Source organism: Embleya sp. NPDC008237, assembly GCF_042956465.1.
In the GTDB taxonomy this organism is placed as follows: domain Bacteria; phylum Actinomycetota; class Actinomycetes; order Streptomycetales; family Streptomycetaceae; genus Embleya.
This window is the reverse complement of the sequence record NZ_JBIBGL010000010.1, coordinates 194,604-219,698: the sequence shown is the minus strand read 5'-3', so window position 1 is coordinate 219,698 and position 25,095 is coordinate 194,604. Positions and strand designations below refer to the sequence as shown.

23 protein-coding genes are annotated in these 25,095 nt (G+C 71.4%); 7 read left to right on the top strand and 16 right to left on the bottom strand.

Annotated features, from left to right (window positions below):
- Window positions 1-62: 62 nt before the first annotated feature.
- Window positions 63-758, bottom strand: a complete 696-nt coding sequence (locus ACFZBU_RS26125) for a FadR/GntR family transcriptional regulator (RefSeq protein ID WP_391586082.1) — start codon at window positions 756-758, stop codon at window positions 63-65.
- Between the two features lie 140 nt (window positions 759-898).
- On the opposite strand from ACFZBU_RS26125, the gene ACFZBU_RS26120 reads away from it, so the two are divergent.
- Complete coding sequence (locus tag ACFZBU_RS26120) at window positions 899-2,161, top strand: MFS transporter (RefSeq protein ID WP_391586081.1); 1,263 nt, start codon at window positions 899-901, stop codon at window positions 2,159-2,161.
- 106 nt (window positions 2,162-2,267) lie between these two features.
- Here ACFZBU_RS26120 and ACFZBU_RS26115 read toward each other — a convergent pair whose 3' ends face one another.
- The 7 genes from ACFZBU_RS26115 to ACFZBU_RS26085 all read right to left on the bottom strand — a co-directional run bounded on the left by ACFZBU_RS26115 (window position 2,268) and on the right by ACFZBU_RS26085 (window position 11,218).
- Window positions 2,268-4,166, bottom strand: coding sequence for an ABC transporter ATP-binding protein (locus ACFZBU_RS26115; protein ID WP_391586080.1), 1,899 nt, complete (start codon window positions 4,164-4,166; stop codon window positions 2,268-2,270).
- Window positions 4,163-5,896: an ABC transporter ATP-binding protein gene (locus tag ACFZBU_RS26110; protein ID WP_391586079.1), complete on the bottom strand. Its 1,734-nt coding sequence runs from the start codon at window positions 5,894-5,896 to the stop codon at window positions 4,163-4,165. The genes ACFZBU_RS26115 and ACFZBU_RS26110 overlap by 4 nt, the downstream gene beginning before the upstream one ends.
- A gap of 452 nt (window positions 5,897-6,348) precedes the next feature.
- Window positions 6,349-6,636 carry a hypothetical protein gene (locus tag ACFZBU_RS26105; RefSeq protein WP_391586078.1) on the bottom strand — a complete coding sequence of 96 codons (288 nt, stop codon included), beginning with the start codon at window positions 6,634-6,636 and terminating at the stop codon, window positions 6,349-6,351.
- A 126-nt stretch (window positions 6,637-6,762) separates the two neighbouring features.
- Entirely contained in the window at window positions 6,763-7,683 is a 921-nt protein-coding gene (locus ACFZBU_RS26100) for a branched-chain amino acid transaminase (RefSeq protein ID WP_391586077.1), read from the bottom strand.
- 289 nt (window positions 7,684-7,972) lie between these two features.
- On the bottom strand, window positions 7,973-9,346 hold the full coding sequence (locus tag ACFZBU_RS26095) for a PLP-dependent aminotransferase family protein (protein WP_391586076.1): 1,374 nt from the start codon (window positions 9,344-9,346) through the stop codon (window positions 7,973-7,975).
- 98 nt (window positions 9,347-9,444) lie between these two features.
- Window positions 9,445-10,182 carry an SDR family NAD(P)-dependent oxidoreductase gene (locus tag ACFZBU_RS26090; RefSeq protein WP_391586075.1) on the bottom strand — a complete coding sequence of 246 codons (738 nt, stop codon included), beginning with the start codon at window positions 10,180-10,182 and terminating at the stop codon, window positions 9,445-9,447.
- A 4-nt stretch (window positions 10,183-10,186) separates the two neighbouring features.
- Window positions 10,187-11,218, bottom strand: coding sequence for an aldo/keto reductase (locus tag ACFZBU_RS26085; RefSeq protein WP_391586074.1), 1,032 nt, complete (start codon window positions 11,216-11,218; stop codon window positions 10,187-10,189).
- Between the two features lie 91 nt (window positions 11,219-11,309).
- On the opposite strand from ACFZBU_RS26085, the gene ACFZBU_RS26080 reads away from it, so the two are divergent.
- From ACFZBU_RS26080 to ACFZBU_RS26070, 3 genes are all read left to right on the top strand, one after another.
- On the top strand, window positions 11,310-12,209 hold the full coding sequence (locus ACFZBU_RS26080) for a LysR family transcriptional regulator (protein WP_391586073.1): 900 nt from the start codon (window positions 11,310-11,312) through the stop codon (window positions 12,207-12,209).
- Between the two features lie 589 nt (window positions 12,210-12,798).
- Window positions 12,799-13,620 (top strand): helix-turn-helix domain-containing protein, encoded by an 822-nt coding sequence (locus tag ACFZBU_RS26075; protein WP_391586072.1) that lies wholly within the window; start codon window positions 12,799-12,801, stop codon window positions 13,618-13,620.
- Window positions 13,617-13,814, top strand: a complete 198-nt coding sequence (locus ACFZBU_RS26070) for a DUF397 domain-containing protein (protein WP_391586071.1) — start codon at window positions 13,617-13,619, stop codon at window positions 13,812-13,814. Before ACFZBU_RS26075 ends, ACFZBU_RS26070 begins: the two co-directional genes overlap by 4 nt.
- Before the next feature lie 179 nt (window positions 13,815-13,993).
- On the opposite strand, the gene ACFZBU_RS26065 is transcribed toward ACFZBU_RS26070, so the two are convergent.
- Together ACFZBU_RS26065 and ACFZBU_RS26060 are read right to left on the bottom strand one after the other, a co-directional pair.
- Complete coding sequence (locus tag ACFZBU_RS26065; protein WP_391586070.1) at window positions 13,994-14,863, bottom strand: PaaX family transcriptional regulator C-terminal domain-containing protein; 870 nt, start codon at window positions 14,861-14,863, stop codon at window positions 13,994-13,996.
- Window positions 14,864-14,901: 38 nt separating this feature from the next.
- Entirely contained in the window at window positions 14,902-15,564 is a 663-nt protein-coding gene (locus ACFZBU_RS26060; RefSeq protein ID WP_391586069.1) for a GNAT family N-acetyltransferase, read from the bottom strand.
- A 222-nt stretch (window positions 15,565-15,786) separates the two neighbouring features.
- On the opposite strand from ACFZBU_RS26060, the gene ACFZBU_RS26055 reads away from it, so the two are divergent.
- The gene (locus tag ACFZBU_RS26055) at window positions 15,787-16,827 is read left to right on the top strand and encodes an alpha/beta hydrolase family protein (protein ID WP_391586068.1); all 1,041 of its coding nucleotides are present in this window, start codon (window positions 15,787-15,789) and stop codon (window positions 16,825-16,827) included.
- A gap of 49 nt (window positions 16,828-16,876) precedes the next feature.
- On the opposite strand, the gene ACFZBU_RS26050 is transcribed toward ACFZBU_RS26055, so the two are convergent.
- Entirely contained in the window at window positions 16,877-17,299 is a 423-nt protein-coding gene (locus tag ACFZBU_RS26050; protein ID WP_391586067.1) for a MarR family winged helix-turn-helix transcriptional regulator, read from the bottom strand.
- 192 nt (window positions 17,300-17,491) lie between these two features.
- Between ACFZBU_RS26050 and ACFZBU_RS26045 the strand changes: the two genes are divergently transcribed.
- Together ACFZBU_RS26045 and ACFZBU_RS26040 are read left to right on the top strand one after the other, a co-directional pair.
- Window positions 17,492-17,953 carry a RidA family protein gene (locus ACFZBU_RS26045; protein ID WP_391586066.1) on the top strand — a complete coding sequence of 154 codons (462 nt, stop codon included), beginning with the start codon at window positions 17,492-17,494 and terminating at the stop codon, window positions 17,951-17,953.
- Window positions 17,954-18,014: 61 nt separating this feature from the next.
- Entirely contained in the window at window positions 18,015-19,106 is a 1,092-nt protein-coding gene (locus ACFZBU_RS26040) for an alkene reductase (RefSeq protein ID WP_391586065.1), read from the top strand.
- Between the two features lie 34 nt (window positions 19,107-19,140).
- On the opposite strand, the gene ACFZBU_RS26035 is transcribed toward ACFZBU_RS26040, so the two are convergent.
- The 5 genes from ACFZBU_RS26035 to ACFZBU_RS26015 form a co-directional block, all read right to left on the bottom strand.
- Window positions 19,141-19,596, bottom strand: a complete 456-nt coding sequence (locus ACFZBU_RS26035; protein ID WP_391586064.1) for a CBS domain-containing protein — start codon at window positions 19,594-19,596, stop codon at window positions 19,141-19,143.
- 691 nt (window positions 19,597-20,287) lie between these two features.
- Complete coding sequence (locus ACFZBU_RS26030; protein ID WP_391586063.1) at window positions 20,288-22,066, bottom strand: LCP family protein; 1,779 nt, start codon at window positions 22,064-22,066, stop codon at window positions 20,288-20,290.
- 620 nt (window positions 22,067-22,686) lie between these two features.
- Window positions 22,687-23,664 (bottom strand): hypothetical protein, encoded by a 978-nt coding sequence (locus tag ACFZBU_RS26025; protein ID WP_391586062.1) that lies wholly within the window; start codon window positions 23,662-23,664, stop codon window positions 22,687-22,689.
- Complete coding sequence (locus ACFZBU_RS26020) at window positions 23,664-24,266, bottom strand: RNA polymerase sigma factor (protein ID WP_391586061.1); 603 nt, start codon at window positions 24,264-24,266, stop codon at window positions 23,664-23,666. The genes ACFZBU_RS26025 and ACFZBU_RS26020 overlap by 1 nt, the downstream gene beginning before the upstream one ends.
- Window positions 24,263-24,952: a TetR/AcrR family transcriptional regulator gene (locus ACFZBU_RS26015; protein ID WP_391586060.1), complete on the bottom strand. Its 690-nt coding sequence runs from the start codon at window positions 24,950-24,952 to the stop codon at window positions 24,263-24,265. The genes ACFZBU_RS26020 and ACFZBU_RS26015 overlap by 4 nt, the downstream gene beginning before the upstream one ends.
- Window positions 24,953-25,095 lie beyond the last annotated feature (143 nt).

Here is a 25,095-nt window from a genome sequence, read left to right as displayed (position 1 = left end):
GTCCGCCGAGCCTATGCGTCCGGATCGTCGTGCGCACGCCCCCCGCTCCGGCTGCACCGCGGTCACCGCGGTGCGCGCGCCGCGTGCCAGTCGTGGGTGTCGGTCAGGTTGGCGTCCGCCTGGCGGGCGGCCTCGGCCGGGTCGCGCTCGCGCAGCGCGCGCAGCAGGTCTTCGTGGCCCGCCGGGTTGGCACCCTGATAGTCGGGATCGGTCCAGGAGCCCGCCACCGACTCGCGCACCGGTCCGGACAGGTTGCGGTACAGCTCGGCCAGCAACGGATTGTGCGCCGCGTCGGCGATGCCGAGGTGAAACTCCCAGTCGGCGGCGATCCACGCGTCGAAGTCCCGCTCGTCCCACGCGACCCGGCGTCGGCGCAGCGCGTCGTCGAGGCCGGCCAGGTCGGCCTCCTCGGCGCGCAGCGCGGCGAGCCGGGCGGCCTGGAGGTCGAGCGCTTGGCGGACCTCCAGGACCAGGCCGATGTCACTGCCGCCGTACAACCGTTCGACCGCGCCGGAGAGCTCGCTGACCGCGCGGACGTAGGTGCCGTCGCCCTGTCGTACGTCCAGGAGACCCGCGTGGGCGAGCGCGCGGACCGCCTCGCGGACGGTGCCGCGGGCCACCCGGAGCTGCGCCATCAGCTCCGGCTCGGGCGGGATGCGGCTGCCCACCGGCCAGTCGCCGGAGGTGATCCGCTCGCGCAGCCGGGCGATCACCTCGGCGGACAGCGCCGGCCGGCGCACCGATTCCAGGCTGCTCATGCGCGCGGGCTCCTGACCTGGGACATCGAACGAGAGATGGGGATTGAAGAGGATCCCAGGATACATCTGATGATTCGACGTCACTCGGAGTGACAGGCCGCCGCCTGGACAGAATTCATCAGACGTCTTACCTTTGGGCCATGACTTCCGCAGCCCCCGTCACCGGCACGCTCCCGGCGTCGGTCGGTGATCCGGCCGGTCGCACCCGGGCCGCATGGCTGGCCGGCGTGGGCATCGTGCTGATCGCCTTCAACCTGCGCCTGGGCATCAGCAGCGCCGCCGCGCTCCTGGAGGCGCTGCGCGACACGCTCGGCTTCGGCCCGGTGACCGCGTCGCTGCTGCCGACCCTGCCGACGTTGTGCTTTGCCGCCGCCGGCTTGACCGCCGCGCCCCTGGCCCGCCGATTCGGCACCGAACGGGCCGTCCTGGTGGCGCTGTTCGCGCTCGCCGCGGGTCTGGGCCTGCGGGTCGTGCCGGCCACGTGGGCGCTGCTGACCGGCACCGTCCTGGGCATGTCCGGCCTGGCCGTGGGCAACGTGCTGTTGCCCGCGCTGCTGCGCGCGCACTTCCCGCATCGTGTGTCGGTGCTCACCGGTGTCTACACCACGGTGATGGCGCTGGGCGCGACGCTGGCCGCCGCGGTGGCCGTGCCGGTGGCGAACGGGCTCGACTCGCCGTCGCTGGGGCTGGCCGTGTGGGCGCTGCCGGCCGTGGCCGCGCTGTTGGTGTGGTCCCTGGTCCGGGCGCCGCACGCGCTCACCACCGGCGGCGGCCCGACCGCGTACGTATCGCCGTGGACGATGGCGCGCACCCGGCTGGGCAGGCTGGTCACGGCCTACTTCGCCCTCCAGGCGCTGAACTGCTACGCACTGGTGGGCTGGCTGCCGACGCTGCTCTCCGACCAGGGGATGAGCCGCGGCGGGGCGGGCGCGATGCTGGCCGTCACCCAGGGAGCGGGCATTCCGGCCACGTTCGCGCTGCTCGCCTTCGTGCGCGCCACCGGGCGGCTGCGGCCCGCGTTCGTGGTGGTCTCGGTGAGCATGCTGGTCGGCTTCACCGGCCTGTTGTTCGCGCCGGTCGCGCTGCCGGTGCTGTGGGCCGCAGCGGTGGGCCTGGGTTTCTGCTCGTTCCCGCTGGTGTTGTCCGTGATCGGGAGCGGCGGCACCGGCGCCGCCGAGACGACCGCGCTGTCCACCCTGGCCCAGTCGCTGGGCTACGCGGTCGCCGCGACCGGCCCGTTCGCGCTCGGCCTGATGCACGGCGCCACCGGCGGCTGGACGCTGCCGATGGTCGCGCTCGTGGTCACCGCCGTCGGCCAACTCCTGGTCGGCCTGGTCCTGTCCGGCAACCGAGGCGCGGGCGGCACGCCCGAGCCGAAGCGGGCGCCCGCCGCGCGCGCGTGACCGCACGCGACTTCGGGCCGAGGTGCGCGCGGCCGGCGTGCTCCCGCCGCGCGTGACCGCACGCGGGTGTGCCCCGAGGGGGCGGCCCGGGGCACACCCGGTCGCACTACTCGATCTCCGCCGCGGGCTGGGCGAACTGCGAGGCGTACAACCGCGCATAGGCGCCCTCGGCCGCCAACAGCGCGTCGTGCGTGCCCTGTTCGACGATCGAGCCGGACTCCATCACCAGGATCACGTCCGCGTCCCGGATCGTGGACAACCGGTGGGCGATCACGAAGCTGGTCCGGCCCCGGCGCAGCGAGTTCATCGCCTTTTGGATCAGCACCTCGGTGCGGGTGTCCACCGAACTGGTCGCCTCGTCCAGCACCAGGATCTGTGGCTCGGTCAGGAACGCCCGGGCGATGGTCAGCAGTTGCTTCTCGCCCGCGCTGAGGTTGCCCGCCTCGTCGTCGAGCACGGTGTCGTACCCGTCCGGCAGCGTGCGGACGAAGCGGTCCGCGTGGGTGGCCCTGGCCGCGGCGACCACCCGCTCGCGGGAGACCTCGCCGACGCCGTACGCGATGTTCTCCGCGATCGTGCCGCCGATCAACCACGTGTCCTGGAGCACCATGCCGATCGGTGCGCGCAGGTCCTCGCGGGCCATCCCGGCGATGTCCACGCCGTCCACGGTGATCCGGCCGCCGGTCACCTCGTAGAACCGCATCAGCAGGTTGACCAGGGTGGTCTTGCCCGCGCCGGTGGGTCCGACGATGGCGACCGTCTGGCCCGGGTGCACCTCCAGGTCCAGGTCCTCGATCAGCGGCTTGGCCGGGTCGTACCGGAAGGAGACCTTCTCGAAGGCGACATGCCCGGTCACCTTCTCGATCCGGGCGGGCGGGTCCGGGTCGGGGGACTGCTCCTTGGCGTCGAGCAGGGCGAACACCCGCTCGGCCGAGGCGACACCGGACTGGAGCAGGTTGGACATCGCGGCGACCTGGGTGACGGGTCCGTTGAACTCGTACGAGTACTGGACGAACGCCTGGATGTCGCCCAGTGTCATCGCGCCCGAGGACACCCGCAGTCCGCCGATCACCGCGACGAGTACGTAGTTGAGGTTGCCGACGAAGGCCATCGCGGGCTGGATCAGGCCGGAGATGAACTGGGCCTTGAAGCCGGCCGCGTACAGCGCCTCGTTGTGCTGGTCGAAGACCTCGGCGGATTCCTTCTGCCGACCGAACACCTTGACCAGCGCGTGTCCGGTGTACATCTCCTCGATGTGCGCGTTGAGTTTGCCGGTGCTCGACCACTGCTTGATGAACTGCGGCTGGGCACGCTTGCCGATCGCCATGGTGACCAGGATCGAGGTCGGCACGCTGACCAGGGCGACGAGCGCGAGCAGCGGCGAGATCCAGAACATCATCACCAGCACGCCGACGATGGTCAGCACCGAGCGCACGATCTGGCCCATCGCCTGCTGGAGCGTCTGCGCGATGTTGTCGATGTCGTTCGTGGTGCGCGAGAGCACCTCGCCGCGCGGCTGCTTGTCGAAGTAGTTCAGCGGCAGCCGGGACAACTTGGTCTCGGCGTCCTCGCGCAGCCGGTAGGTGGTGCGCTGGACGATGGTCGCGGTCAGCCGGCCCTGGGCGAAGGAGAACAGCACCGAGCCGACGACCACGGCGAACGTGGTCAGCAGGATGGTCCGGACGTGGTCGAAGTCGATGCCCTTGCCGCCGGCGACACCGGTGAAGATCGCGTCGGTGGCCTTGCCGAGCAACCGGGGGGTGAGCACCGCGAGGCCGACCCCCGCTATCCCGCATGCGAGCAGCGCGTACAGGCGGGCCCGTTCGGGGGCCATCATGCCCAGCAGGCGGCGTCCGGAGGCCTTGAAGTGCATCGACTTCTCGGTCGGCGCGCCGCCCATCATGCGTGCCGCGGGTCCGCCGCCGACCTGCGGGCCGGGACGGCGTTCGGGGACGGCGGCCTCGACCCGGTCGCCGGACTCGGTGGTCTCGTCGGTGGTGGTCACGCCGCCTCCTCCTCGGTGAGCTGGGACAGCACGATCTCGCGGTAGGTGTCGTTGTCGGCCATCAACTCGCGGTGCGTGCCGGTGCCGACCACACGGCCCTCGTCCAGCACCACGATGCGATCCGCATGGCGGATGGTGGCCACGCGCTGCGCGACGATCACCACGGTGGCCTCCGCGGTCTCGGCGAGCAGGGCCGCGCGCAGGGCCGCGTCGGTGGAGTAGTCGAGCGCGGAGAACGAGTCGTCGAACAGGTAGATCTCCGGTCTGACCACCAACAGCCGGGCGATCGCCAGGCGTTGCCGCTGGCCGCCGGAGACGTTGCCGCCGCCCTGGGCGATCGGCGCGTCCAGCCGTTCCGGCAGCGCCTCGACGAACGAGCGGGCCTGGGCGATCTCCAGGGCCCGCCACAGGTCCTCGTCGGTGGCGTCCGGATTGCCGTAGCGCAGGTTGGAGGCGATGGTGCCGGAGAACAGGTACGGCTTCTGCGGGACCAGGCCCACCGTGCGCGACAACAGCGCGGGGTCGAGTTCGCGGGTGTCCACGCCGCCGACCAGGACCGCGCCGGCGGTCACGTCCAGCAGCCGCGGGATCAGACTCAGCAACGTGGTCTTGCCCGCCCCGGTGCTGCCGATCACCGCGGTGGTCTCGCCGGGTCGGGCGATCAGGTCGATGCCGCGCAGCACCGGCTCCTCGGCGCCGGGATAGCAAAAGCTCACGTCGCGCAGTTCGAGCCGGCCGTGCGCGTGCAGCGCGGTGACCGGTGCCTTGGACACGGTCAGGCTGGTCTCGGTGTCCAGCACCTCGGTGATCCGGTCGGCGCAGACCGCCGCGCGCGGGATCATCATGGTCATGAAGGTGGCCATCATCACCGACGCCAGGATCTGCATCAGGTAGCTGAGGAAGGCGACCAGCGCGCCGATGTCCATCGCGTCGGAGCCGATCCGGTGGCCGCCGATCCACACGATCACGATCGCCGAGGTCTCCCACACGAGCAGGACCGAGGGATACATGTAGGCCAGCAGGCGGCCGAGCGAGAGCGACACGTCGCGGATCTCCGCGTTGGCGTCCGCGTACCGGTCCTGTTCGTGGGTGTCCCGGCCGAACGCGCGGATCACCCGGATGCCGGTGATCTGTTCGCGCATGATCCGGTTCACGTTGTCGATCCGGCCCTGGAGCACGCGGAACAGCGGCGGCATCGCGCGCACGATCCAGCCGACGGCCAGGACCAACACGGGCACGATGATCAGGAACAACAGGGACATCGGGACGTCCTGGTTGACCGCCATCAGGATGCCGCCGAAGCACATGATCGGCGCGGACACCATCAGCGTGAGCGCGAGCAGGGCCAGCATCTGGATCTGCTGCACGTCGTTGGTGGTGCGGGTGATCAACGACGGGGCGCCGAACTCGCCGACCTCGCGCGCGGAGAAGGTCTGCACCCGGTCGAACACGGCGGCACGGATGTCGCGGCCCACGCCCATCGCGATCCGGGCGCCGAAGTACACCGCGATCGCGGCGCACACGATCTGGACCAGGGTGACCCCGATCATCGCGGCGCCGACCCGCAGGATGTAGCCGGTGTCACCCTTGACCACACCGTTGTTGATCAGGTCGGCGTTCAGGGTCGGCAGGTACAGGGTGGCCAGGGTCTGCACCAGTTGCAGCAGCACCACCAAGCCGATCGGTTTGGCGTAGGGGCGCAGATGTGCGCGGAGCAGTCGGATCAGCACGAGGTCCTCTTCGGGTCGGGGGAGTACAGCCGACCTGGGGCGCAAGCCGTACACGGACGCGGGAGCGGCCTCGTGCGGGGCGCCGGCTCGGGGTGCGGGCCGAGGGCGCGGCGCAAAGGCGGGTCCTGCCCTCGACGGTAGTGCCCCGCGATGGGGCGGTCGATCGGATTGTGCCCACTGCCCCACCGGTGCCGGGCCGGCCCGGCGGTGGTCGAAGAAATGTGCATGACGGTTCTCCCCGAGTGCGGTCCAAGGTTGCCGAACGCGGCCCGTCGACGTTCTTTCGGGCGGCACGTCGAAACCGTAGAACTTCAAGTCGACTTGAGGTCAAGGTCGACGTCGGGACATGCCGATGCCCTCGGGCCGTCGGCGGCCCGTTCGGAACCGTACACAGCGCGACGGCCCGCCCACCCCGAGGGGTGGGCGGGCCGCCGTGGTGCGGATCGCGAACGTCAGTGGATCACGACGATCGACTCGCTGACGTGCCACACCGCGAAGTTGTCGCCGTGGCGGCCCTTGTCGCCGTGGTGACGCTTGTTGCCGTGGTGGCTCTTGTCGCCGTGGTGGCCCTTGTCATCGTCGTCGTCGTCGCAGTCCGAGAAGTTGACGCCGGCGCCGGTGCGGTGAGCGACCAGCAGACCGTCGTCGTGACCGTGACCACCGGCGCTGGCGGTACCGGCACCGGCGATGGCGAAGAGGGCAGCGCCGGCAACGGCGATCAGCGAGGTGCGGATGCGCATATTCGTCTCCCATGAAGTGGGGTTGTGCAGGACGTCGATACAGATATCCGGAAAACCACATCAATATGGGTAAGTTCGCCCATTAGGGGCATATTGCGTACCTGTTACGACCCGTTCGGCCCGTTGTCACCCGTGCACGTGGGTGAGCCAGTGCGCGTACCGCTCGTCCGTACCGGTGACCGCCGCGGTGTAGGCGGCCTGGAGCTTGCGGGTGACCGGACCGGTGCCCACCTTGCGGTCGTCCAGCGACGCCACCGGCACCACGCCCGCGGCGGTGCCGCTGACCAGGACCTCGTCCGCGGTGTACAGGTCCGAGCGGAGCAGGTTCTCGACGCGCACCGGCAGACCGAGATCGGCGGCCAGCGTGAGCACGGTGTCCTGGGTGATCCCGCGCAGTGCGCCGGCGCTCGCGGGCGGGGTGTACAGGATGCCGTCGCGCACCGCGAAGACGTTGGCCGCACTGCACTCGCTGACGTAGCCGTCCGCGTTGAGCAGCAGCGCCTCGTCGTAACCGGCCTGCAGTGCCGCGGTCTTGGCCAGCGCCGAGTTGAGGTAGCCGGCGGTGGCCTTGGCCGCGGGCGGCAGCGCGTTCGGGTCGTTGCGCCGCCACGAACTGGTCGCCAGGCGGATGCCGCGCTCGGCCGACTCGTCGCCGAGGTAGGCGTTCCACTCCCAGCCCGCGATGCTCACCTCGACGGCCATCTCGGGCCGGAAGGCCGGGCCCATCTCGCCGTAGCCGATGTGTGCGAGGTGGCGCAGGTAGCACTCGGAGTGCCCGTTGGCGGCGACCAGTTCCACCGTCGCGGCGCGCAGCGCGGGCAACTCGTAGGGCACCTCGAAGCCCACGATACGTGCGCTGTCGCGGAACCGGCGCAGGTGTTCGTCGAGCCGGAACACCGCGGGGCCGCGCGGGGTGAGGTGCACCCGGGTGCCCTCCAGGACGCCGGTGCCGTAGTGCAGCCCGTGGGTGAGGACGTGCACCTTCGCGTCCGCCCACGGCACGAGCGTGCCGCCCATCCAGATCCAGTCCGCTTCGGTCAGTGCCATCGCTGCTCCCGCCCTCGTGTGCTCGCGTGCGTGGTCGCGTCCGGCGCTCGCGCCCTGCGGCGGCGCCGGTCGGGTCTGCCGGGCAAGTGGATCACTGATGAACAACTCGATGAGCCACTTGGTGAGTGGCACATTAGCCCTATCGGTATTGGGCCACTAGTGCCGATCCGGCATGCGGACATGGCGGTGTGCCGCTTGGCGCGGGGGTGACGTGGGGGGCGCGAGCGGGGCCGGGGCGGCTTGCCGGGCCGGGGAGTTGGGGTGGGGGTGGGTCGCGGTCGGCGGGTGTCTAGCGGGATTCGTGCCACGCCTTGACGAGGAGTTCGATTGCCTGGGACAGGACCGGTTCGCGCCAGGCGTAGCTGAGGCGGATGCGGTCGGCGGCGGTGTCGGGGAGTGGGGCGAAGACCGCACCGGGGGAGACCGCGACGCCGTGACGCAGGGCGGTTGCGACGAACTCCTCGCCGTCGACACCGGGCAGGCGGGCCCACAGGGACAGGCCGCCGCGCGGCAGGGTCCATTCCCACTCGGGCAGGTGCTCGGTGAGCTCGGCGGCGAAGTGGTCGCGCCGGCAGGCCAGCGTGGCGGACCACTCGCGCACCCGCTTCGCGCGGCCCGGGTCGCGCAGCAGGTGGATGGCGAACTGCTGGTCCAGGGTGGAGGAGGCCAGGTCGGTGCGCTGTTTGGCCTCGATCAGCAGGGTCCGCACGGCGGTCGGCGCGGCGACCCAGCCCAATCGCAGGCCGCCCCACGTGGTCTTGGACAACGTGCCCAGGCAGACCGTGCCCTCGGGCAGGTGCTCGGCTGCCGAGGCCACCGGGCCGTCGGCGAGATCGGCGAGGCTGCGGTCCTCCACGAGCAGCGCGCCTTCCTCGGCGGCGACCTCGGCGATCGCCTTCGCGCGCCGGGCCGACACGACCGCGCCGGTGGGGTTGTGCACCGGCAGCGAGAACACGTACGCGGGGCGATGTCGACGGATCGCCGCGCGCAGTGCATCCGGGTCGAAGCCGTGGCGATCGGCCGGTACCGGGATCGCCTCGGCGCCGAAGCGGTATCCGGCCGCGAGCATCCCGGGATAGGTGGTCGGCTCGACCAGGATCCGGTCGCCGGGGCCGAGCAACGCGTCGGCGACCAGGTGGATCGCCTGCTGCGCACCGGACGTCACCACGATGTCGTCGGCGGCGAACCCGGCGGGCAGTTCGTGTGCGGCGATCAGGGCGCGCAGACGCGGGTCGCCGGCCGGCGCGTACCCGTCCTGCGGACGCGCGTCGAGCAGATCCTCCACGCGCAGCGCGGTGTTCGGCAGCAGCGACGCGTCGGGGACGGCCGCCTTGGCCAGGTCGACCACGATGGCGCCCTCGCGCAACCAGCGGGCGAAGGTCGGCCGCCCGCCGGGGCGCACGTAGGAGCCGCTGCCGTGGCGGCGTTCGATCAGGCCGACGCGGTTCAGCGAGAGGTAGGCCGACGCGACCGTGCCACGGCTGAACCCGAGCGCCTCGGCGAGCGCGCGCTCGGAGGGCAGCCTGGTCTCGGCGAGCAGGTCCCCGCCCTCGACCAGTTCGCGCAGTGCGTCGAACAGGCGCTCGCCGCGGGATCGACGCTCGTTGCGGCGGGGGCGCCCCATGCGCTCCCCGACCACCACGGCGAACTGCTCGACCTCCACGATCACTCCCTCGACGCACACGTGTGGGACGACGATGGTTTCACGGTCTCGGGTGGGCTCGGGGCCGGGTGGGATGAGTGGGTTGGGCCGGGCGGGGGTTACCAGGGGAGGGGGTGGGTGTCTCGGAAGAAGCCGCCGGTGGGGCCGGTGTCGGGGAGGGTGGCTGCCCAGACGATGCCGGCGGCGCCGGCTTCCACCGGGCGACCCCCGGGGCCGCCCATGTCGGTGGCCACCCAGCCGGGGCAGACGGCGTTGACCAGGATTCGGTCGGGGCGCAGTTCGGCCGCGAGCATGCGGGTGAGTGCGTTGAGACCGACCTTGGAGATCGTGTACGCGGGTGTGCCGCCTCCCATGTTGGTCAGCGACGCGGCCTCGCTGCTCACGTTGACGATGCGCGGATGCGCCGAGCGGCGCAGCAGCGGCAGGAACGCCTGCACGGTGCGCCACGGCCCGTACAGGTTGGTCTCGCCCGCCTCGACCACGACCGCCAGGTCGGCGTCGGTCGCGCGCTGCCACGTGTCGTAGCTGATCGCGGCGTTGTTGACCAGCGTGTCCAGGCCGCCGAAGCGTTGCTCGACCTCGGTGGCGGCGCGCCGGACGCCGGCCGGGTCGGTCACGTCCAGGTGCACCGGATGGGCGTCCAGCCCCGCCGCGCACAGCTCGCGTGCGGCGGACTCGGCGGCCGCGGCCGCGCGGGCGCCGAGCAGCACCGTGTGCCCGAGCAGGCCCAACCGGCGGGCCACCTCGTGCCCGATGCCGCGGTTGGCGCCGGTGACCAGCGAGATCGGGGCGGCTGGGCGGCCCCGGTCGGTCGTGGACTCGGTGGCGTGGGCCATCGGGTCAGCGCCGCCCGTCGAGACGCCCGTCGAGGCGGTCGAACGTGTCGCCGAACACCCACGGGCTGGTCGCGGCGATGAAGTCGGTCGGGAATCCGGCCGTGTGGTCGGTCGCAGCCGCGAGTCGGCGCAGTGCGTCCTCGGGCAACACGACGTCCACCGCGCCGAGGTTGTCGCGCAGTTGCCCGGCCGAGCGCGCCCCGATGATCGGATGCACGGCCCGCGAGTGCGCCCGGGTCCAGGCGATCGCCACCTGCGACGGGGTCGCGCCGAGTTCGTCGGCCACGTCCTGGACCGCGCGGGCGGCGGTGTGGTCGCGCTCGCCGAGCGAGTCGGGCGCGACCCGGGTGCCGGCCTCGGCGCCGCCGGGACGGGTGAACTTGCCGGACAACACACCGCTCGCCAGTGGCCCCCACGCGGCCACCGAGAGGCCGAAGTCCTCGGCCATCGGCAGCAGTTCGCGCTCGATGTCGCGGTTGAGCAGGTTGTACGGGACCTGGAGCCCGGCGAACGGCGTCCAACCGCGCCACTCGGCGAGGGTGTTGGCTCGGCTGACCACCCACGCAGGGGTGTCCGAGATGCCGATGTAGAGGATCTTCCCGGCGCGGACCGCGTCGTCGAGGGCGCGCATGGTCTCCTCGATCGGTGTGTGCCGGTCCCACAGGTGCACCCAGTAGACGTCGATGTAGTCGGTGCGCAGTCGGCGCAGGCTGGTCTCCAGCGACAGGGTCAGGTTCTTGCGGTGGTTGCCGGCGGCGTTCGGGTCGGCGGGGTCGCGGGTGACGGTGTACTTGGTGGCGAGCACGAACCGGTCGCGGCGGCCGTCGAGTACTTCGCCGACGATCCGCTCGCTCTCGCCGTCGCGGTAGTTGATCGCGGTGTCCACGACGTTGCCGCCGGCGTCCGCGTACACGTCGACCATCCGGCGGCACTCGTCGAGCCCCGCGCCGACGGTGCCCTCGCCGCCGAAGGTCATCGCGCCCAGGAACAGCTCGGAGACGCGCAGACCGGTGTTGCCGAACAAGCGATATCGCATGGGGACTTCCTCTTCTTCTCCGTCGGGAATGCGGCCATCGTCGGGTGAGCGGCCAGGCCGGGTCCAAGACCGGTTGTGATAACCAATGGCTATGGACACGCACCTGCGAGATCTCAGGTACTTCGTGGCGATCGCCGAAGAGCTCAACTTCACCCGGGCCGCGGAGCGATTGTTCGTGTCGCAACCGGCGCTGAGCAAACAGATACGCCAGTTGGAGGAGGGGCTTCGGGCCCGCCTGTTCGACCGGGATCGCCGAGCCGTCACGCTCACCACCGCCGGCGCCGCGCTGTTGCCGGCGGCGCGCGAGGTGATCCGCTGCTGGGACGAGGCCCAGCGGGTGGTGGGCGACGCGGTCGCGGCCGAGGCCGCGTCGTTGCGGGTGGGACTGTCCACGAGCGTGGGTCGCGGGTTGTTGCAGCGGGCGCGGGAGGGGTACGCGGTGCGGCGGCCCAACGGGCGCCTGCAGATTCGGCAGATCGACTGGGACGACGCGACGGCCGGACTGGCCGACGGGCGGGTGGACGTCGCGCTGGTGTGGTTGCCGCTGCCGAACCAGGAGGCGTTCGCGACGCGGGTGGTGGCGACCGAGCCGAGGTGCGTGGTGGTGCGCGAGGATCATCCGCTCGCGGGGCGCTCGGAGGTCGCCTTCGCGGAACTCCTGGACGAGCCGTTCCTGGCCCTGCCTCCTGCCGCGGGGCCGCTGCGCGACTACTGGTTGGCGATCGACCATCGGGAGGGGCGGCCGGTGCGGGTGGGGGCGACGGTGTCGAACGCCGACGAGACCTTCGCGGCCGTGGAGGAGGGCAGCGGAATCGTCCTGATCGCGGCCGGAAACGCGGCGATCTACCAGCGGCCCGGGACGGTGGCGATCCCGGTGAGCGGGCTGAGCCCGAGCGAACTGGCACTCGCCTGGCGGGCGGACGACCATCGCGGGACGGTCCGCGACTTCGTCGAGACACTCCGGGACGCTTCTTCCGGATCACCCCGCTGACCGGATGTGGATGGCGGCGAGGTGTTGGGTGACGCCTTGTCGTGGGTTAGGGCTATTCGCCCGCGAGGTTGGTGACGCGGCAGGCGGGTGGATCGCCCTTGAGCGCCGGGCCGGTGCTGTCGTCAACCCGCCATACGGCCGTCGGACCGGTATACGGGCACGCCGGCGCGGTCGGACATGGCGTCGAAGGTGCGCTGCTCGGCGGCGCGTTGCCACCAGAGCAGTTACGGGAGTGCTCGCGGCGGCTTGCAGGGGTCCGGGAATCGGCATTCCGGCGAGCACTTGCACGGCGGGTCCGGGAACATGTGTCCGTCGCCAAACGGCCAGGACGCGGAGCCGGCCGTGAACAGTTCGGGTGGCTTGACCATGCGGGTTCCGGTCTGGTCGACGTGGTAGACCGCAAGCCACATCCGGCCACTGGCGGCGGGACGTTTCGGGCTTCGGCTGTCCGGTGTCGAGTCTCGCATTTCGGCTGCGCTCCTCACGCTTCGCGCGCTTGACTGCTGTGTGTACACCGATCGTGACGCGGCGTCGTACCACTCGGGAGTGAGCGCCCGTCCCGGATTTCGATGGGAAAGAGAGGCACCCCGTGCGATTCGAAGCCGCCCCCGATGGCGCGAAACGGCTGCATCGGTTCGGACTCGCGATCCGAGCGCAGCGCGAGCGGAAAGGCTTGACGCTTGCCGACATGGCAGCCGCGCACGGGTACTCGACGTCGGCATGGTCGCGGTACGAGAACGGCAGCCCCATCCCGCCCGAGTTGCCTGCGAAGCTCGACGAACTGATGGAGACGCAGGGGATGTTCGCCGTGCTCTGGGACGTGGTCAAAGACGAGATGTGGCCGGACAGGTATCGCGACTACATGCGGCTTGAAGGTGCGGCACAGGAGATTGCCGAGTACGCGCCGTACGTAGTGCCGGGCTTGCTTCAGACTCCGGCTTATGCCCGCGCCCTGTTCGTCGCGGGACATCCCGAGTGGTCCGAGGACAGGATCGAGCGCGAAGTCGAAGCGCGAATGGGTCGTCAAGCCCGGTTCGGTGGCGACGATCGGCCCTACCTCTCAGGCGTGCTCGACGAAGCGGTCATCCGGCGAATCGTTGGCGGTCCAGCCGTGATGCGGGAGCAACTCGAACGACTGCTACCGCTCTTGGACACGAAGGACTCGGTGCTCTCGGTCGCGCCCTTCACACGCGGAACCAGGTGCGGGCTTGATGGTCCGTTGATCCTGCTCACGCTGCCTGACGACGGCCAAGCGGCGTACTTCGAAGGGCTGGTCAACGGGCAGCTACTCGAAGACCCGAACGGGGTAAGGATCCACCGCCGGGCATACGATCGGCTACGCGTCGAATCCGCCTCGCTTGAGGAGTCGACGGCCCTAATTACGGCGGCAATCAAGGAGCTTCGACCATGACCACTACCCTCGACCTGAGCGCCGCGACATGGCTCAAGGCGTCCTACAGCAACTCGGATGGTGGCGCATGCGTGGAAGTCGCCCCCGGCTTCGCGGTCGTCCCGGTCCGTGACTCGAAAGACCCGAGTGCCGGCCACCTGATCGCAACCCCCGCGTCCTGGATGGTGCTGTTGGACGCGCTGCGCGCGGTCTGACGTAACTGCCGACGACCCTGACCAAGTCCCCCTCCCTGCTGCCGAATCAGGCCGGGAGGGGGTCCCGCCTGGGGATCGCGTTCAGCTCGGCCCGGACGCACGTTCGGCCGCTCATCCAGCTGACTGGCGGGCTGCGGTCTCGTTTGTCGTGCCTTCAACGGCGCCAGAGTGCACGTGGATCAGCGGAAGTCCACGTCCTCGTACATGCGATACAGCCGCCGGGTTGCGCCGGTGTGGTCCCGGTCGGCTACCGCCGCCCACGCTCGGGACACCAGTTCGCGAGCCTGGCGGCCGGGCCACGGGTTCGGGAGCAACTCCGGGGGCAGCAGCGGGTCGGGCTCCATCGCGCGACCGAACTCGACGGTCAACTCCACGCCGATGGTGAGCAGTTCGATGCCGTCGACGGCATCCGCCGATTCCAGTCGGGCCAGTCGGGGTCGGGCGACTTCGATCAGCCGGTGGTAGCGCTCGGCCGACTCGGTCAGGGGCCACAGATGTGCGGCCAGCTCCGCCGGCCGGTCCAGCGAGCCGATCCGCAGGTCCCGGCTGGTGAGCAGGGTGATCGCGTCGGCCACGCCCAGGCGGTGCGCCTCGGCCGAGATCAACTCGGTCCATTCGTTCGCGGACACGTACAGCCCACCCTGCAACGGTGCGCCGCCCAGGCGCAGGATCGCGTCGCGCAGCGCGTCGCGCGCGGAGCGTGCGGACTCCGGGATCGCGAATGCGACCAACCGCCAAACGCCGTCCCACGGTTCCAGGCCGCGATCCTGGCGGAACGCGTAGCGGACGAACTCGACGCCGGGCTCGAGGGTGCGCAACGTGTCCTCGGATGCGCTCAGCACCGCCTTGCGGCCACGCCCCCGGTGGGTGAACCGGCCCTCGGCGACCAGGCGCTTGATGCACAGCCGCACCTGCTGGTCGGTCATCCCGAGCACGTTCGCGACGGTGTACAGCTCACCGGTGTCGACGCTGCCGTCCGGCCGCACCATGGCGTGGACGAGGGTGCGGGTCGGGATCTCGACCGGGCCCGATCCGGGTGTTCCTGGCATGCCCCGAGCATACGAGCGGGGCGATGCGCCCTCGGTGCTCACCCGCGCGTGCCGGTCGGGCCGGATCCGACCGGGCGGATCATCGTGGTCACGGCCGCGAAGCCCATCAGTCCGCGCAGATAGGGCGTGTGCTCGGTTCTGGTCGCCACGAAGCCGTGTCGTTCGTAGAGCGCGCGGGCGCGCGGGTTGACGTCGATCACGTCGAGTCGGATGTGTCGGCAACCGAGTTCGGGGGCCAGCGCGGCGACCTCGTCGAGCAGCCGGCTGCCGATGCCCAGGCCGCGTCGGTCCGGGTCGACGGCGATCCCGTCCATCACCAACTCGGTCGGCTTCGGCCGGCGTTCGAGCAGGGCCAGGATGGCGACCCGGTGCAGGCCGCCGAGGCGACCGTACGTGCGCAGCACATCGCGCGCGGAGCCGCCGGTGAAGCCGCGTCCGGCGTGGGTGTAGCCGGCCACGCCCACCAGTACGCCGCCCTGTGTCGCGGCGATCGCGCGGTCCGCGTTCAGGTGCTCGGCGATGAAGGCGATGCCGGTCTCGGGCGGACCCAGCGCGGCGCCCAGCTTGCGGCCGAACGCCTCCCAGTACAACTCGGCCGCCCGGCGGCGCGCGTCGGGCGGCAGGCCGCGTCGGATGTGCGGGGCGCCGGGGGCCGGGCGATCCGAACCTGTTCCCGCGTTGGGCTCGTCTGCCTGGTCCATCGCTGTCTCCGGGGGTGTGAGGGGTCGGGCCGGGTCGGTCTCGGCGCTCCGGCTCGGACGCGCCGACGCTTTGCTCGGCTCCGAAGCGATCATGCCGGGCTCGCCGGAAGCAAGCATACGCGAAACGTTCGTTTGACACACGGGCGTTCTGGTCGCGATAGTTTTTGCCAAGTGGAGCGATGCGGCACGAGCCGCGTGATGCCGTGCGAAGGAGACGAAGGCATGAAGCTCGGATCCACCATGCGACGCCATCGCGGGCTCACCATCGGTGCCGCGATCGTCGCCCTGCTGCTCCTGGTCGGCGTGGGCGCGGCGGTGTACGCGGACTACGCGAACACATACGACCTCGATGAGGAACGGATCGCCTTTCAGGACGGGGCGCAGCGGCTGGACGGCGTGCTGGCCAAGCCCACTCGGGGGCACGGCCCGTACGGGCTGGTGGTCCTGGTGCACGGCGACGGCGCGATGAACGCCACCAACGACGGCTTCTATCGGCCGCAGATGGAGGCCTACGCCCGGGCCGGCTATGCGACGCTCTCCTGGAACAAGCCGGGAGTGGACGGCACGCCCGGGAACTGGCTCGACCAGAGCATGGACGACCGGGTCCGGGAGGCCGAGGCGGCGATCGCGTGGAGCCGCTCCCGGCCGGACGTGGACCACGCGCGGGTGGGGCTGTGGGGGGCCAGTCAGGCGGGCTGGGTCGTGCCGAAGGTGGCCGCGCGCACCCCGGACGTGCGGTTCGTGATCGCCGTCTCGCCCGCGATCAACTGGCTGCGCCAGGGCCGCTACAACCTGCTGGCCGAGCTGCGGGCGGACCACGCGTCGCAGGCCCGGATCGACGACGAGGTGCGGCGCAGCGACCGGACCCGGCAGCTGATCCAGGAGGGCGCGACGCACGAGCAGTACCGTGCGGCGCTGGGCGACGCGGCGGACATGCCGGCGGACCGGTGGGCGTTCGTGCGCAAGAACTTCGCCGTGGACGCGAGCGCGGACCTGGCTCGGGTGCGGGTGCCGGTGCTGTTGATGCTGGCCGGGCACGACGTGAACGTGGACGTCGCGGAGACCGAGACGGAGTATCGCCGACTGCTCGGCGGACGGGCCGAGTTGACGGTGCGTCACTACCCGGGTGCGGCGCACTCCATGGTGCGGAAGGACATCGAGGACTCACGGCTCGACACGTACTTCACGGCGATCTTCGCGCCGCGCGACCTGTTCGCCCCCGGCTACCTCGGCGACCAGCGCCGCTTCCTGGCCGGTCGCTGAGCGAGCGGGCCCGGCCCGGCGGATCCTGCCGGGACCGGCCCGATCGCTGTCACACCGCGACCGGGATCGCGCCCAGGGCCGCCGCCACGTCCGCCAGCTGCGGATCGGCGGCGGCCCTGGCGAGTGCGGCGGTCAGTGCTTCCGCGTAGGTGGCGCCGGCCTCGGTCAGCCGGGTGCGCCCCTCGTCGGTGATCACGCTGTACACCCCTCGGCGGTCCTTCGGACACAGGTCGCGTCGGGTGAGGCCGTCGGTTTCCAGGCGGACCGCGAGTCGGCTGACCGAACTCTGGTTGAGGCCGATCGAGTCGGCGAGCTCCTGCATGCGCAGCTCACCGTCGGGGGCGACCGCGAGCCGGGAGAGCGCGCGGTACTCGGACAGCCCTATCCCGTGCCGCCGTTGCAGGGCCCTGCCGAGGTCGTGCTCGACGCGCGCATGCAGCACGACGACCTGCTCCCAGAGCTTGGCGTCCATGGCACCGTCCCCTTTCGCGGTTCGGTCGAGTGAACCAGTGCGGTTCGGTCGAGTTGAACCAGTGCGGTTCGGTCGAGTGACCGGCCCGGTCGAGCTCCCGTCGGCCGCAGAGCGACATGGCGGGAGACCGCTGTTGACAGCAGATTACATGTAGTGCCAGATTATGCATGCGCAAGCAAACAATGTATGTGCATGCACCTTCTTGAGGGTGTGCACCTCTTGAATCCGGGAGCCACCGTGACCATCTCCACCGCACGCGACGCCGCCGCCCCGATCCGCCGGGTCGCCACCACGCCGGACTGGTACGAGCCGTACAAGATTTCGCAGGCCATCCGGGCCGGCGGCCTGATCTTCGTGTCCGGGCAGGCGGGCTTCGACGAGAACGGGCGCACCGTCGAGGGCGGCTTCCTGGAACAGGGCCGGCAGGCCTTCCGCAACGTGGAACGGGTGCTCGCAGAGGCGGGAGCGACCCTCGCCGACGTGGTCAAGGTCGGCATCTTCGTCCGGAACATGGCCGAGAACCTGGACGACGTGATCGTGCTGCGCGAGGAGTTCCTGTCCCTGCCGTATCCGGCGGACACCCTCCTGGAGGTCTCCTCGCTCGCCCGGCCGGACTGGCTGATCGAGGTCGAGGTCACCGCACTCGACCGCTGACCGCGCGATCCGCGCCCCGCGCGACCGACCACACCGACCACACCGACGAACGGAAGCCGCGTTGACCACCACCACGAACCCGCTGCTGACCCCGTACCGGCACGGCGTACTGGACCTGCCCAACCGGATCGCGATGGCCCCGATGACCCGGGGCCGCGCGGACGACACCACCGGCGTACCGAGCGAACACGCCGCCGCCTACTACGCCCAGCGGGCCGGCGCCGGTCTGCTGATCACCGAGGGGATCTCGATCCACCCCCTGGGCAAGTCCGGCCCGGGCATCCCGGGCCTGCGGACCGACGAACAGGTCGCGCGCTGGCGCGAGATCACCGCCGCGGTGCACGACGCGGGCGGCCGGATCTTCGCCCAGCTGTGGCACGTCGGCCGGATGACGCACCCGGTGACCCTGGACGGCGCGACGCCGACCGCCCCCTCGGCGGTGCCGATCACCGACGCGCCGATCTTCACCCGCGAGGGCCTGCTGCCGCACGTCACGCCGCGTGCGCTGACCATCGCCGAGATCCGGGACGTGGTCGCCGCGTTCGCGCGCGCCGCGGGCCGGGCGATCGAGGCCGGGTTCGACGGGGTCGAGATCCACGGCGCCAACGGATACCTGTTCCAGCAGTTCCTGGCCGAGAACACCAATCTGCGTACCGACCGCTATGGCGGCTCACCGGAGAACCGACTGCGTTTGGTGCTGGAGGTGGTGACCGCGGTCGCCACCGAGATCGGCGCGGACCGGGTGGGCCTGCGGATCTCGCCGGACAACCCGGAGAACCAGATTCGCGAGTCGCACCCGCGCGAGACCTACCGGGCGCTGGTCGACGCGCTGGACCCGCTCGGCCTGGCCTACCTGCACGTGTTGGAGCGCGGCGACTACGACGCGCTCGCCGACCTGCGCCCGCGCTGGTCCGGCACGTTGATCGCGAACCACAACGGCCCGACGCCGGTCGACCCGGGGACGGCCGAGCGACTGCTCGCCGCCGAACTCGCCGACGTGGTGGCCTTCGGCCGGCTGTTCATCACCAACCCGGACCTGCCCGCGCGGATCGCCGAGGCACTGCCGCTCGCCGCGCCGCCGGTGGCACACGTGTACGGCGGCGGCGCGCGTGGCTACGTGGACTATCCGGCGGCCTCGGCGAAGGTCGGCTAGCGCCGGACAGGGACCAGGATCAGGGCTCGGGGGTTCAGGCCGCCGCGTCGAGCGGGTCGGCGGTGCCGGTGAGCGCGGAGCGCAGCGTTTCCGGGGTCAGCAGGCCCACGGCTCGGCCGGCCTCGTCGGTCACGGCCCATACCCGCATACCCCGGGCGCGCATGGTGGCCATCGCCTCGGCGGCGGACATCTCCGGGCGGGCGAACGGGCCTTGGTCGTGCCTGATGTTCCCGATCGGCGTGCGCGCGGTGTACCAGGAGCGGTTCCGGTACGGCGCGAGCTGCGCGCGGCGCACGATGCCGAGGCAGCGGCCGTCCTCGGCGTGCAGGATCACGTGGTCGGCGTCGGCCGCGTGGATGATGTCGACGGCCTTGTCGACCATGGTGTTCGTGTCGATCCGCAGCTCGGCCGGTTGCATGGCCTGGGCGACGGTGAGCGGGCCGGTCGGGGTTGCCGGGCCGGCGGTGCGATGGTGGGGGATGGCGGTCATCGAGGGCACCTGGTTTCCAGTCGTCCGGATCCGGGGTTGGGCCCGGTCGCCGGTGGTTCGGGTCTTGGGGGCCGCGGCCGGGGAACCGGCTGCGGGTCGGACCGTGCGCGCACCGACTTGGGACGACACGCCCCGGCGGGGCGGCGGGAGTTCGGCGCCCGAGCCGCTCGGCCGGCGGGTGCCGGTGAGCGGACCGGCGGATGCCGGTGGGCCGAGGGTTCGACGTGGGCGTGGCGGCCCACGACGGGCGGTGGCGCAAGTGGCGCTGTGCGCTCGGTCGGTGGGTGAACGGTGGCCCCGGGCAGCCCGGCGACGCATCCTGGGGACCCGGCCGACGCGGCCGATCGTCCTCGCCCACCGAGGACGGCGTCGGCGCGGAAGCCGACGTGCGAAATGTCTTCGGTAGGGCCACCTTACCGTCTTTCCGACGCACCGCCGACCCGGCGTCGGGACGATTGGGTCGGAAACGGCCTTATTCGCCGCCGAGTTGAGCCCTCGGGCACCCCGGCGGGCGGTTGGCCCGGCCGGTCCGTCCCCAGGCGCCGCACGGCGGTTGGCCGTCGCGGGCCGCCGGATGTGGAGCAGCGAACTTTTGTTGAAGAGCCGCGGATTTCCCGGAGAGTCGCGGACTCCCCATGACGAGTCGCGGACATTCCATGAGGGGTCGCGGGCAGCCGTGCGGAGTCGCGGACTACCAGGTGTAGACCGGCTTGCCGTTGCGGTCCTTGGCCTCGGTGTAGACCTTCATGCAGGCACCCTCCTCCGACGCGTTCAAGGCGGAGGAGCCGCTGGGGAGTTGGCCGGCCGGCGGAGCCTGCGGCGTGGTCGGGGGAGCCGTCGTGGCGCCGCTCTTGCCGGCGCCCTTGAAGGTCGGGCCGGAACCCCAGTCGGTGCCGATCTGCACCGTCACATGGGTTGCGTTCGCCTGCGGGGACAGGGCGGTGGCGGGCAGCCCCAGGGCATCGGCGACCGCCTGGGCCTGGTCCTTGTCCTTGGCCGGGAAGATCACCGCGCTGGTCTGTCGCTTGGCCGCGGCCGGGCCCTTGGCGGCCTTGGTGAAGCCCTGCGCCACCAGGCCCTCGGCGACCGCACCCGACTGGGTGCTCCCGGTCGCGCCGACCACGGTGATCCGGATCGCGGCCTTGTCCACGTTCGACGCGGGTGGCGGCGGCGGTTGCGTCGTGTCGGGGGTGGTGGTCTCGGTACCCGGCGGTGGCCCGTTCTTGTCGAAGGCGACATCCGAGCGGACCATCTTGAACAGCGTCTCGGCGGACGCGGCCGGGACCAGGTGCTGTTCGGGCGCCTGCGGATCCGCGTCGTGCGGCATCGTGGTCATGGTGATCCGGTTGGTGTTCACCTTGTTCAGCGTGGTCGCCAGCGAGGTCAGCTTCTGCAGACCGTTGAGGTCGTCGTCGACGGTCAGCGACCTGGTTGCCGCGTCGGCGACCTTGAACAGCTTGACCGGGTTGGTGATGGTGCTGTTCGACTTGAGCGTGCGCACCATCGAGTTGAGGTACATGTGCTGCGCGTGGGTGCGCCCGACGTCGCTGCCGTCCTCGAAGGCATGCCGTGTGCGCAGCCACTTGAGCGCGTCCTCGCCCTGGATGGTGTGCTTGCCGGCGGTCAGCTTGAGGTGCGAACCCACCAGGTGCCGCTCGCCGTTGACGTACTCGACCTGCTCGTCCTGGATGTTCGACTGCACGCACACCTCGACGCCGCCGACCGCGTCGGCCATCGACACCACGCCGGAGAAGGTCACCATCATGAAGTGATCGATGTGGATCTTGGTGAGCAACTGCCAGGTGCCGACCACACATCCGGGACCGCCGCGGCCGAGGCTCTCGTTGATGGTGGTGTTGATCGGCGCGAACTTCTGCTTCGTCTTCGGGTCGGTGCAGGTCGGGATCTGCACGCGCGTGTCGCGCGGAATGCTGATCACCGACGCGTTGCTGCGGTCCGCGGACACATGCAGCAACATCTGTACGTCCGCCCGCGGCGCGCCGCCGTCGCAGGCTCCGCCGAGCTTGCAGTCGATCGGGTCGTTCCGCCCGTCCGAGCCGATCATCAGGATGTTCAGCGGAGTGCGGCCGAACGCGTCGGGCCCCTCCTTGGGCACGTCGACGTCGCTGGTGTTGAGCTTGCTGTGCTTGATGTTCGCGTTGAGCTTCTCCCAGATCACATAGCCGGTGATGCCGAGCGCGACGAACACGACCGCCATCACCAGCGCCGTGATCTTGAGCTTGCGGAACCGACGCGGCTTGCCGCGTCCGGTGCGCTTGGCCCGGCGCGCGGCCCGGCCGCCCGATGCGCCGTCGCCCCGACGGGCGCGCGGCACCACGGGAGTGTCGGGGCCGGTGGATTCGGGTTCGGTGTCGGTCGCGGCGGTGGTCGGAGTCGCGTCGGAGGCGGGCGATTGCGGCGCCGCGCCGGTGCGGCGGCGGCGACGACCGGACTCCGGTGCGGAACTCAAAACGACTCCCCGAGTGCTGTCGTCGGACCGATGCCGCGTCGCCGCGGATCGACTCGACACCGTACCGGGCGGCCGGAACGGACCGTACATGTACCGGCTGCGGACCATTCGGAACGGCAGCCTCAGGGGGAACGGACGGCATACCGCACACGATGGTTGCAGCGCGGGGGATTGCTCCGGGTATGGCCTTCGTCACGAGGCACGCCGCACCGTGGCGGCGCGGACGAAGCGGTCGGAGCACGACGAAGACGGCGCCGCCCTCGGGGGGAGGGGGCGGCGCCGTCGCTTTGGCGTCGGTGAGCGGGATCACCTCTCGGCGGGGGGCACGCCGCGACTCCAGCCGAACGGTAATTCGCGGCGGCAAAGGTTGGGCCCGGGGACACCCGTTCACCGACTGTCCGGTACAACGAGCGAACCCGGGCAAGCATTCCCGGCATAGCGCTCGAATCGATCGACCGCTCGAATCGATCGACCGAAGCCCCCGGCCGACGGATCTGGCCCGACCGGTCACCGGCCCGCCCGACCGATCTGCCCCGACCGGTCACCGGCCCGGCCCGACCGGTCGGGCAGCCCCGGCCTGGGGGATCAGGCCGGCGGGGATCAGGTCGGCCGACGGATGCTCACCGGGCGCCGGCGGTCCACGGGAGGGCCGGGCGGCATGTGGCGGGATCGGGTTCGGTACGACCCGGGTAGTCGAGCACCCGACCGTCGGGGGTGCGGACACATTCGGTCGACCCCGGCTTCGGCGCGTCTCGGGCGGAGTCCCATACCAGCTTGCCCGCGGCGTCGTAGCCGCGGATCCGGGGGCCCTGGCCGAACTGGAACGCGTCGGCCGCCTCGCTGGTGTACCCGACGCTCTCCGCCGCGTACCAGACGCCGCCCGCCATGATCGCCGGGCGCTCGCCGGTGCCCCGATCCATGGTGATCCGCGCCACGGGGGCGTTGTAGCGGCCCGCGGAGTAATCGGTCCAGCTCGTACCGGACTTGGTGCCGCCGTCGTGGTCCACCTGGACGACCCCGGTGAGCAGATCGAAGTCCTCCCGGACCCGGTGCGGCGAGGGCAGGTCCGAGCCCGAACACTCCAACGCGTTGCGTCCGGCCACGTCCACCGCGACGGCGAAGATGTTCCCGGGTTCGGCGGGCCGCGGGCTGCGCACCGCGAAATACGGGCGGTATCCGCTCGCGGTGGCCGGGTCGAACCTGCCGGCGGCGCATGCGGCGACGAATCGGGCGGCGTCCGCGTCGGACACCGCGACCTCGGCCGGGACCGGCACCTGCGTCAGCGGCAGCGGGCGATCCGTCGGGGAGGGCGTGAGGGTGGGTGTCGACCCCGAGTTCGCCGGCCCCGGGACCCGGGCGGCCCCGTCGTCACCGGAGACCCCGAGCAGGACCCCGGTGACCAGGCCGGCGACCGCCGCCGCGGCAGCCAGCGGGAGCAGTACCCGGCGCGGTGGTGTCAGCCGGCCCAGGGTTCGCCGGCGGGTCGTGGGGAGCGCCGGCGCCGGGGAGTCGGCGTGCGGGAGGAGGGCGAGCAACTCGGCGCGGCGAGCGGCGCCGTGCGGCAGATCGCGCTCGGCCGGGATCGGGTTGGAGGGCATCACGAGGTCTCCTCGGCGATGACGCGGCGGTCGGGGCAGGACGGTGCGTATTCGCGCAGGTCGTGGCCGAGTCGGCGGCGTGCGCGGTGCAGGCGCGATTTGACGGTGCCCACGGCCACGCCCAGCGCGGTGGCGGCGGCCTGTTGGTCCAGGCCGCTCCATACGCACAGCTCGATCACCTCGCGTTCGTGCGCGGGCAGTCGGCCGACGGACGCGCGCAGCGCGACCAGGGCGCGCTCCTCGTCGAGGCGATCGGCGACGTCCTGGGCGTGGTCGGGCACCGGCGACGGGCTGGGCAGGCGTTCCTTGAGCGCCTGATAGCGCCGCCGGGCCCGCCCACCGTTGGCGGCGGTGTTGCGAGCGATGCCCAGCAGCCAGGGCAGCGCGCTGTCCCGGTCCAGGGTGACGGCGCTTCGATGCCGCCAGGCCTCCAGGAAGACCGCCGAGGTCAGGTCCTCGGCCTCGGCCCAGGAAGCGGTGCGGCGGGAGAGGAAGTTGTAGACCGCGCGGGAGTGCCGATCGAAGATGGCCCCGAACGACTCGGGATCACCTGCGCACGCCCTCTCCCACAACTCGCGATCGCATATCGGGGTGATGGTCACACCCTGTCTTGTCCGGCGGGTGGTTGCGGGTTCCCGGTCGCGGCACGGCTCTCCAGGCCGGCGATCAGCACGTCCAGACCGGCGTGGAACTCGATCTCGGGTGTGCTCGCGGCGGCGGCGCCGGCGATCTCGATCAGGTACGGGAAACGCTCGGCGGGCAGCGCCCGGGCCCGGTCGGTGATCGCCCGGACGTCCTCGTCCGGGGCGATCGACAGCGGGCCGGCCAGTTCGGCCTGGGCGAAGCCGGTGACGAAGCCGGTCACGGTGCGGAACGCGTACAGCAGGTCGGCCCCGCGTCGGCCGCTGCGGGCGAGCGCACGCAGCAGTGCCTCGCCGTGCGCCAGGGTCGCCGGGTCGGTGATCCGGCGGGTGAGGATCAGCGGGATGACGTCCGGATGGGCGCGCACGGCACGCCAGTTCGCCTCGGCGAGCCGGCGGGTCTCGACCCGCCAGTCGGCGTCCTCGGGGTGGTCGGTGACCGCCGGCAGCGCATCCGCCAGCACGGCCTCGACGAGCAGCCCCTCCAGGCCCTCGCGCCCGTCCACGTAGTTGTAGATCGTCATTGCCCCGGTGCCCAGCGCCGCCGCGAGGCTGCGCATGGTCAGCGCGGCCAGGCCGTGGGCGTCGACCAGGGTCAGGGCCGCCGTGCGCAGTTGCTCGCGGCTGAACTTCCGGGGTGCGGGCACGATGCTCCTCCTTGACGTACGTACAGCGTACGTGTTCGACTGATGCTGTTCACGTACAGAGTACGTCAACGCGGTCCCGGCGGCCCTCGCCGGACTGCCGGGCGCGCCCGAACACGCCCGACTTCCCCATGCGACAAGGAGTT

Bases quoted from the DNA above. Each gene is read 5' to 3' on its own strand.
- ACFZBU_RS26125 (WP_391586082.1), bottom strand. From the start codon at position 758: ATGAGCAGCCTGGAATCGGTGCGCCGGCCGGCGCTGTCCGCCGAGGTG.
- ACFZBU_RS26120 (WP_391586081.1), top strand. From the start codon at position 899: ATGACTTCCGCAGCCCCCGTCACCGGCACGCTCCCGGCGTCGGTCGGT.
- ACFZBU_RS26105 (WP_391586078.1), bottom strand. From the start codon at position 6,636: ATGCGCATCCGCACCTCGCTGATCGCCGTTGCCGGCGCTGCCCTCTTC.
- ACFZBU_RS26100 (WP_391586077.1), bottom strand. From the start codon at position 7,683: ATGGCACTGACCGAAGCGGACTGGATCTGGATGGGCGGCACGCTCGTG.
- ACFZBU_RS26090 (WP_391586075.1), bottom strand. From the start codon at position 10,182: ATGGCCCACGCCACCGAGTCCACGACCGACCGGGGCCGCCCAGCCGCC.
- ACFZBU_RS26085 (WP_391586074.1), bottom strand. From the start codon at position 11,218: ATGCGATATCGCTTGTTCGGCAACACCGGTCTGCGCGTCTCCGAGCTG.
- ACFZBU_RS26080 (WP_391586073.1), top strand. From the start codon at position 11,310: ATGGACACGCACCTGCGAGATCTCAGGTACTTCGTGGCGATCGCCGAA.
- ACFZBU_RS26070 (WP_391586071.1), top strand. From the start codon at position 13,617: ATGACCACTACCCTCGACCTGAGCGCCGCGACATGGCTCAAGGCGTCC.
- ACFZBU_RS26065 (WP_391586070.1), bottom strand. From the start codon at position 14,863: ATGCCAGGAACACCCGGATCGGGCCCGGTCGAGATCCCGACCCGCACC.
- ACFZBU_RS26060 (WP_391586069.1), bottom strand. From the start codon at position 15,564: ATGGACCAGGCAGACGAGCCCAACGCGGGAACAGGTTCGGATCGCCCG.
- ACFZBU_RS26055 (WP_391586068.1), top strand. From the start codon at position 15,787: ATGAAGCTCGGATCCACCATGCGACGCCATCGCGGGCTCACCATCGGT.
- ACFZBU_RS26050 (WP_391586067.1), bottom strand. From the start codon at position 17,299: ATGGACGCCAAGCTCTGGGAGCAGGTCGTCGTGCTGCATGCGCGCGTC.
- ACFZBU_RS26045 (WP_391586066.1), top strand. From the start codon at position 17,492: ATGCACCTTCTTGAGGGTGTGCACCTCTTGAATCCGGGAGCCACCGTG.
- ACFZBU_RS26035 (WP_391586064.1), bottom strand. From the start codon at position 19,596: ATGACCGCCATCCCCCACCATCGCACCGCCGGCCCGGCAACCCCGACC.
- ACFZBU_RS26025 (WP_391586062.1), bottom strand. From the start codon at position 23,664: ATGCCCTCCAACCCGATCCCGGCCGAGCGCGATCTGCCGCACGGCGCC.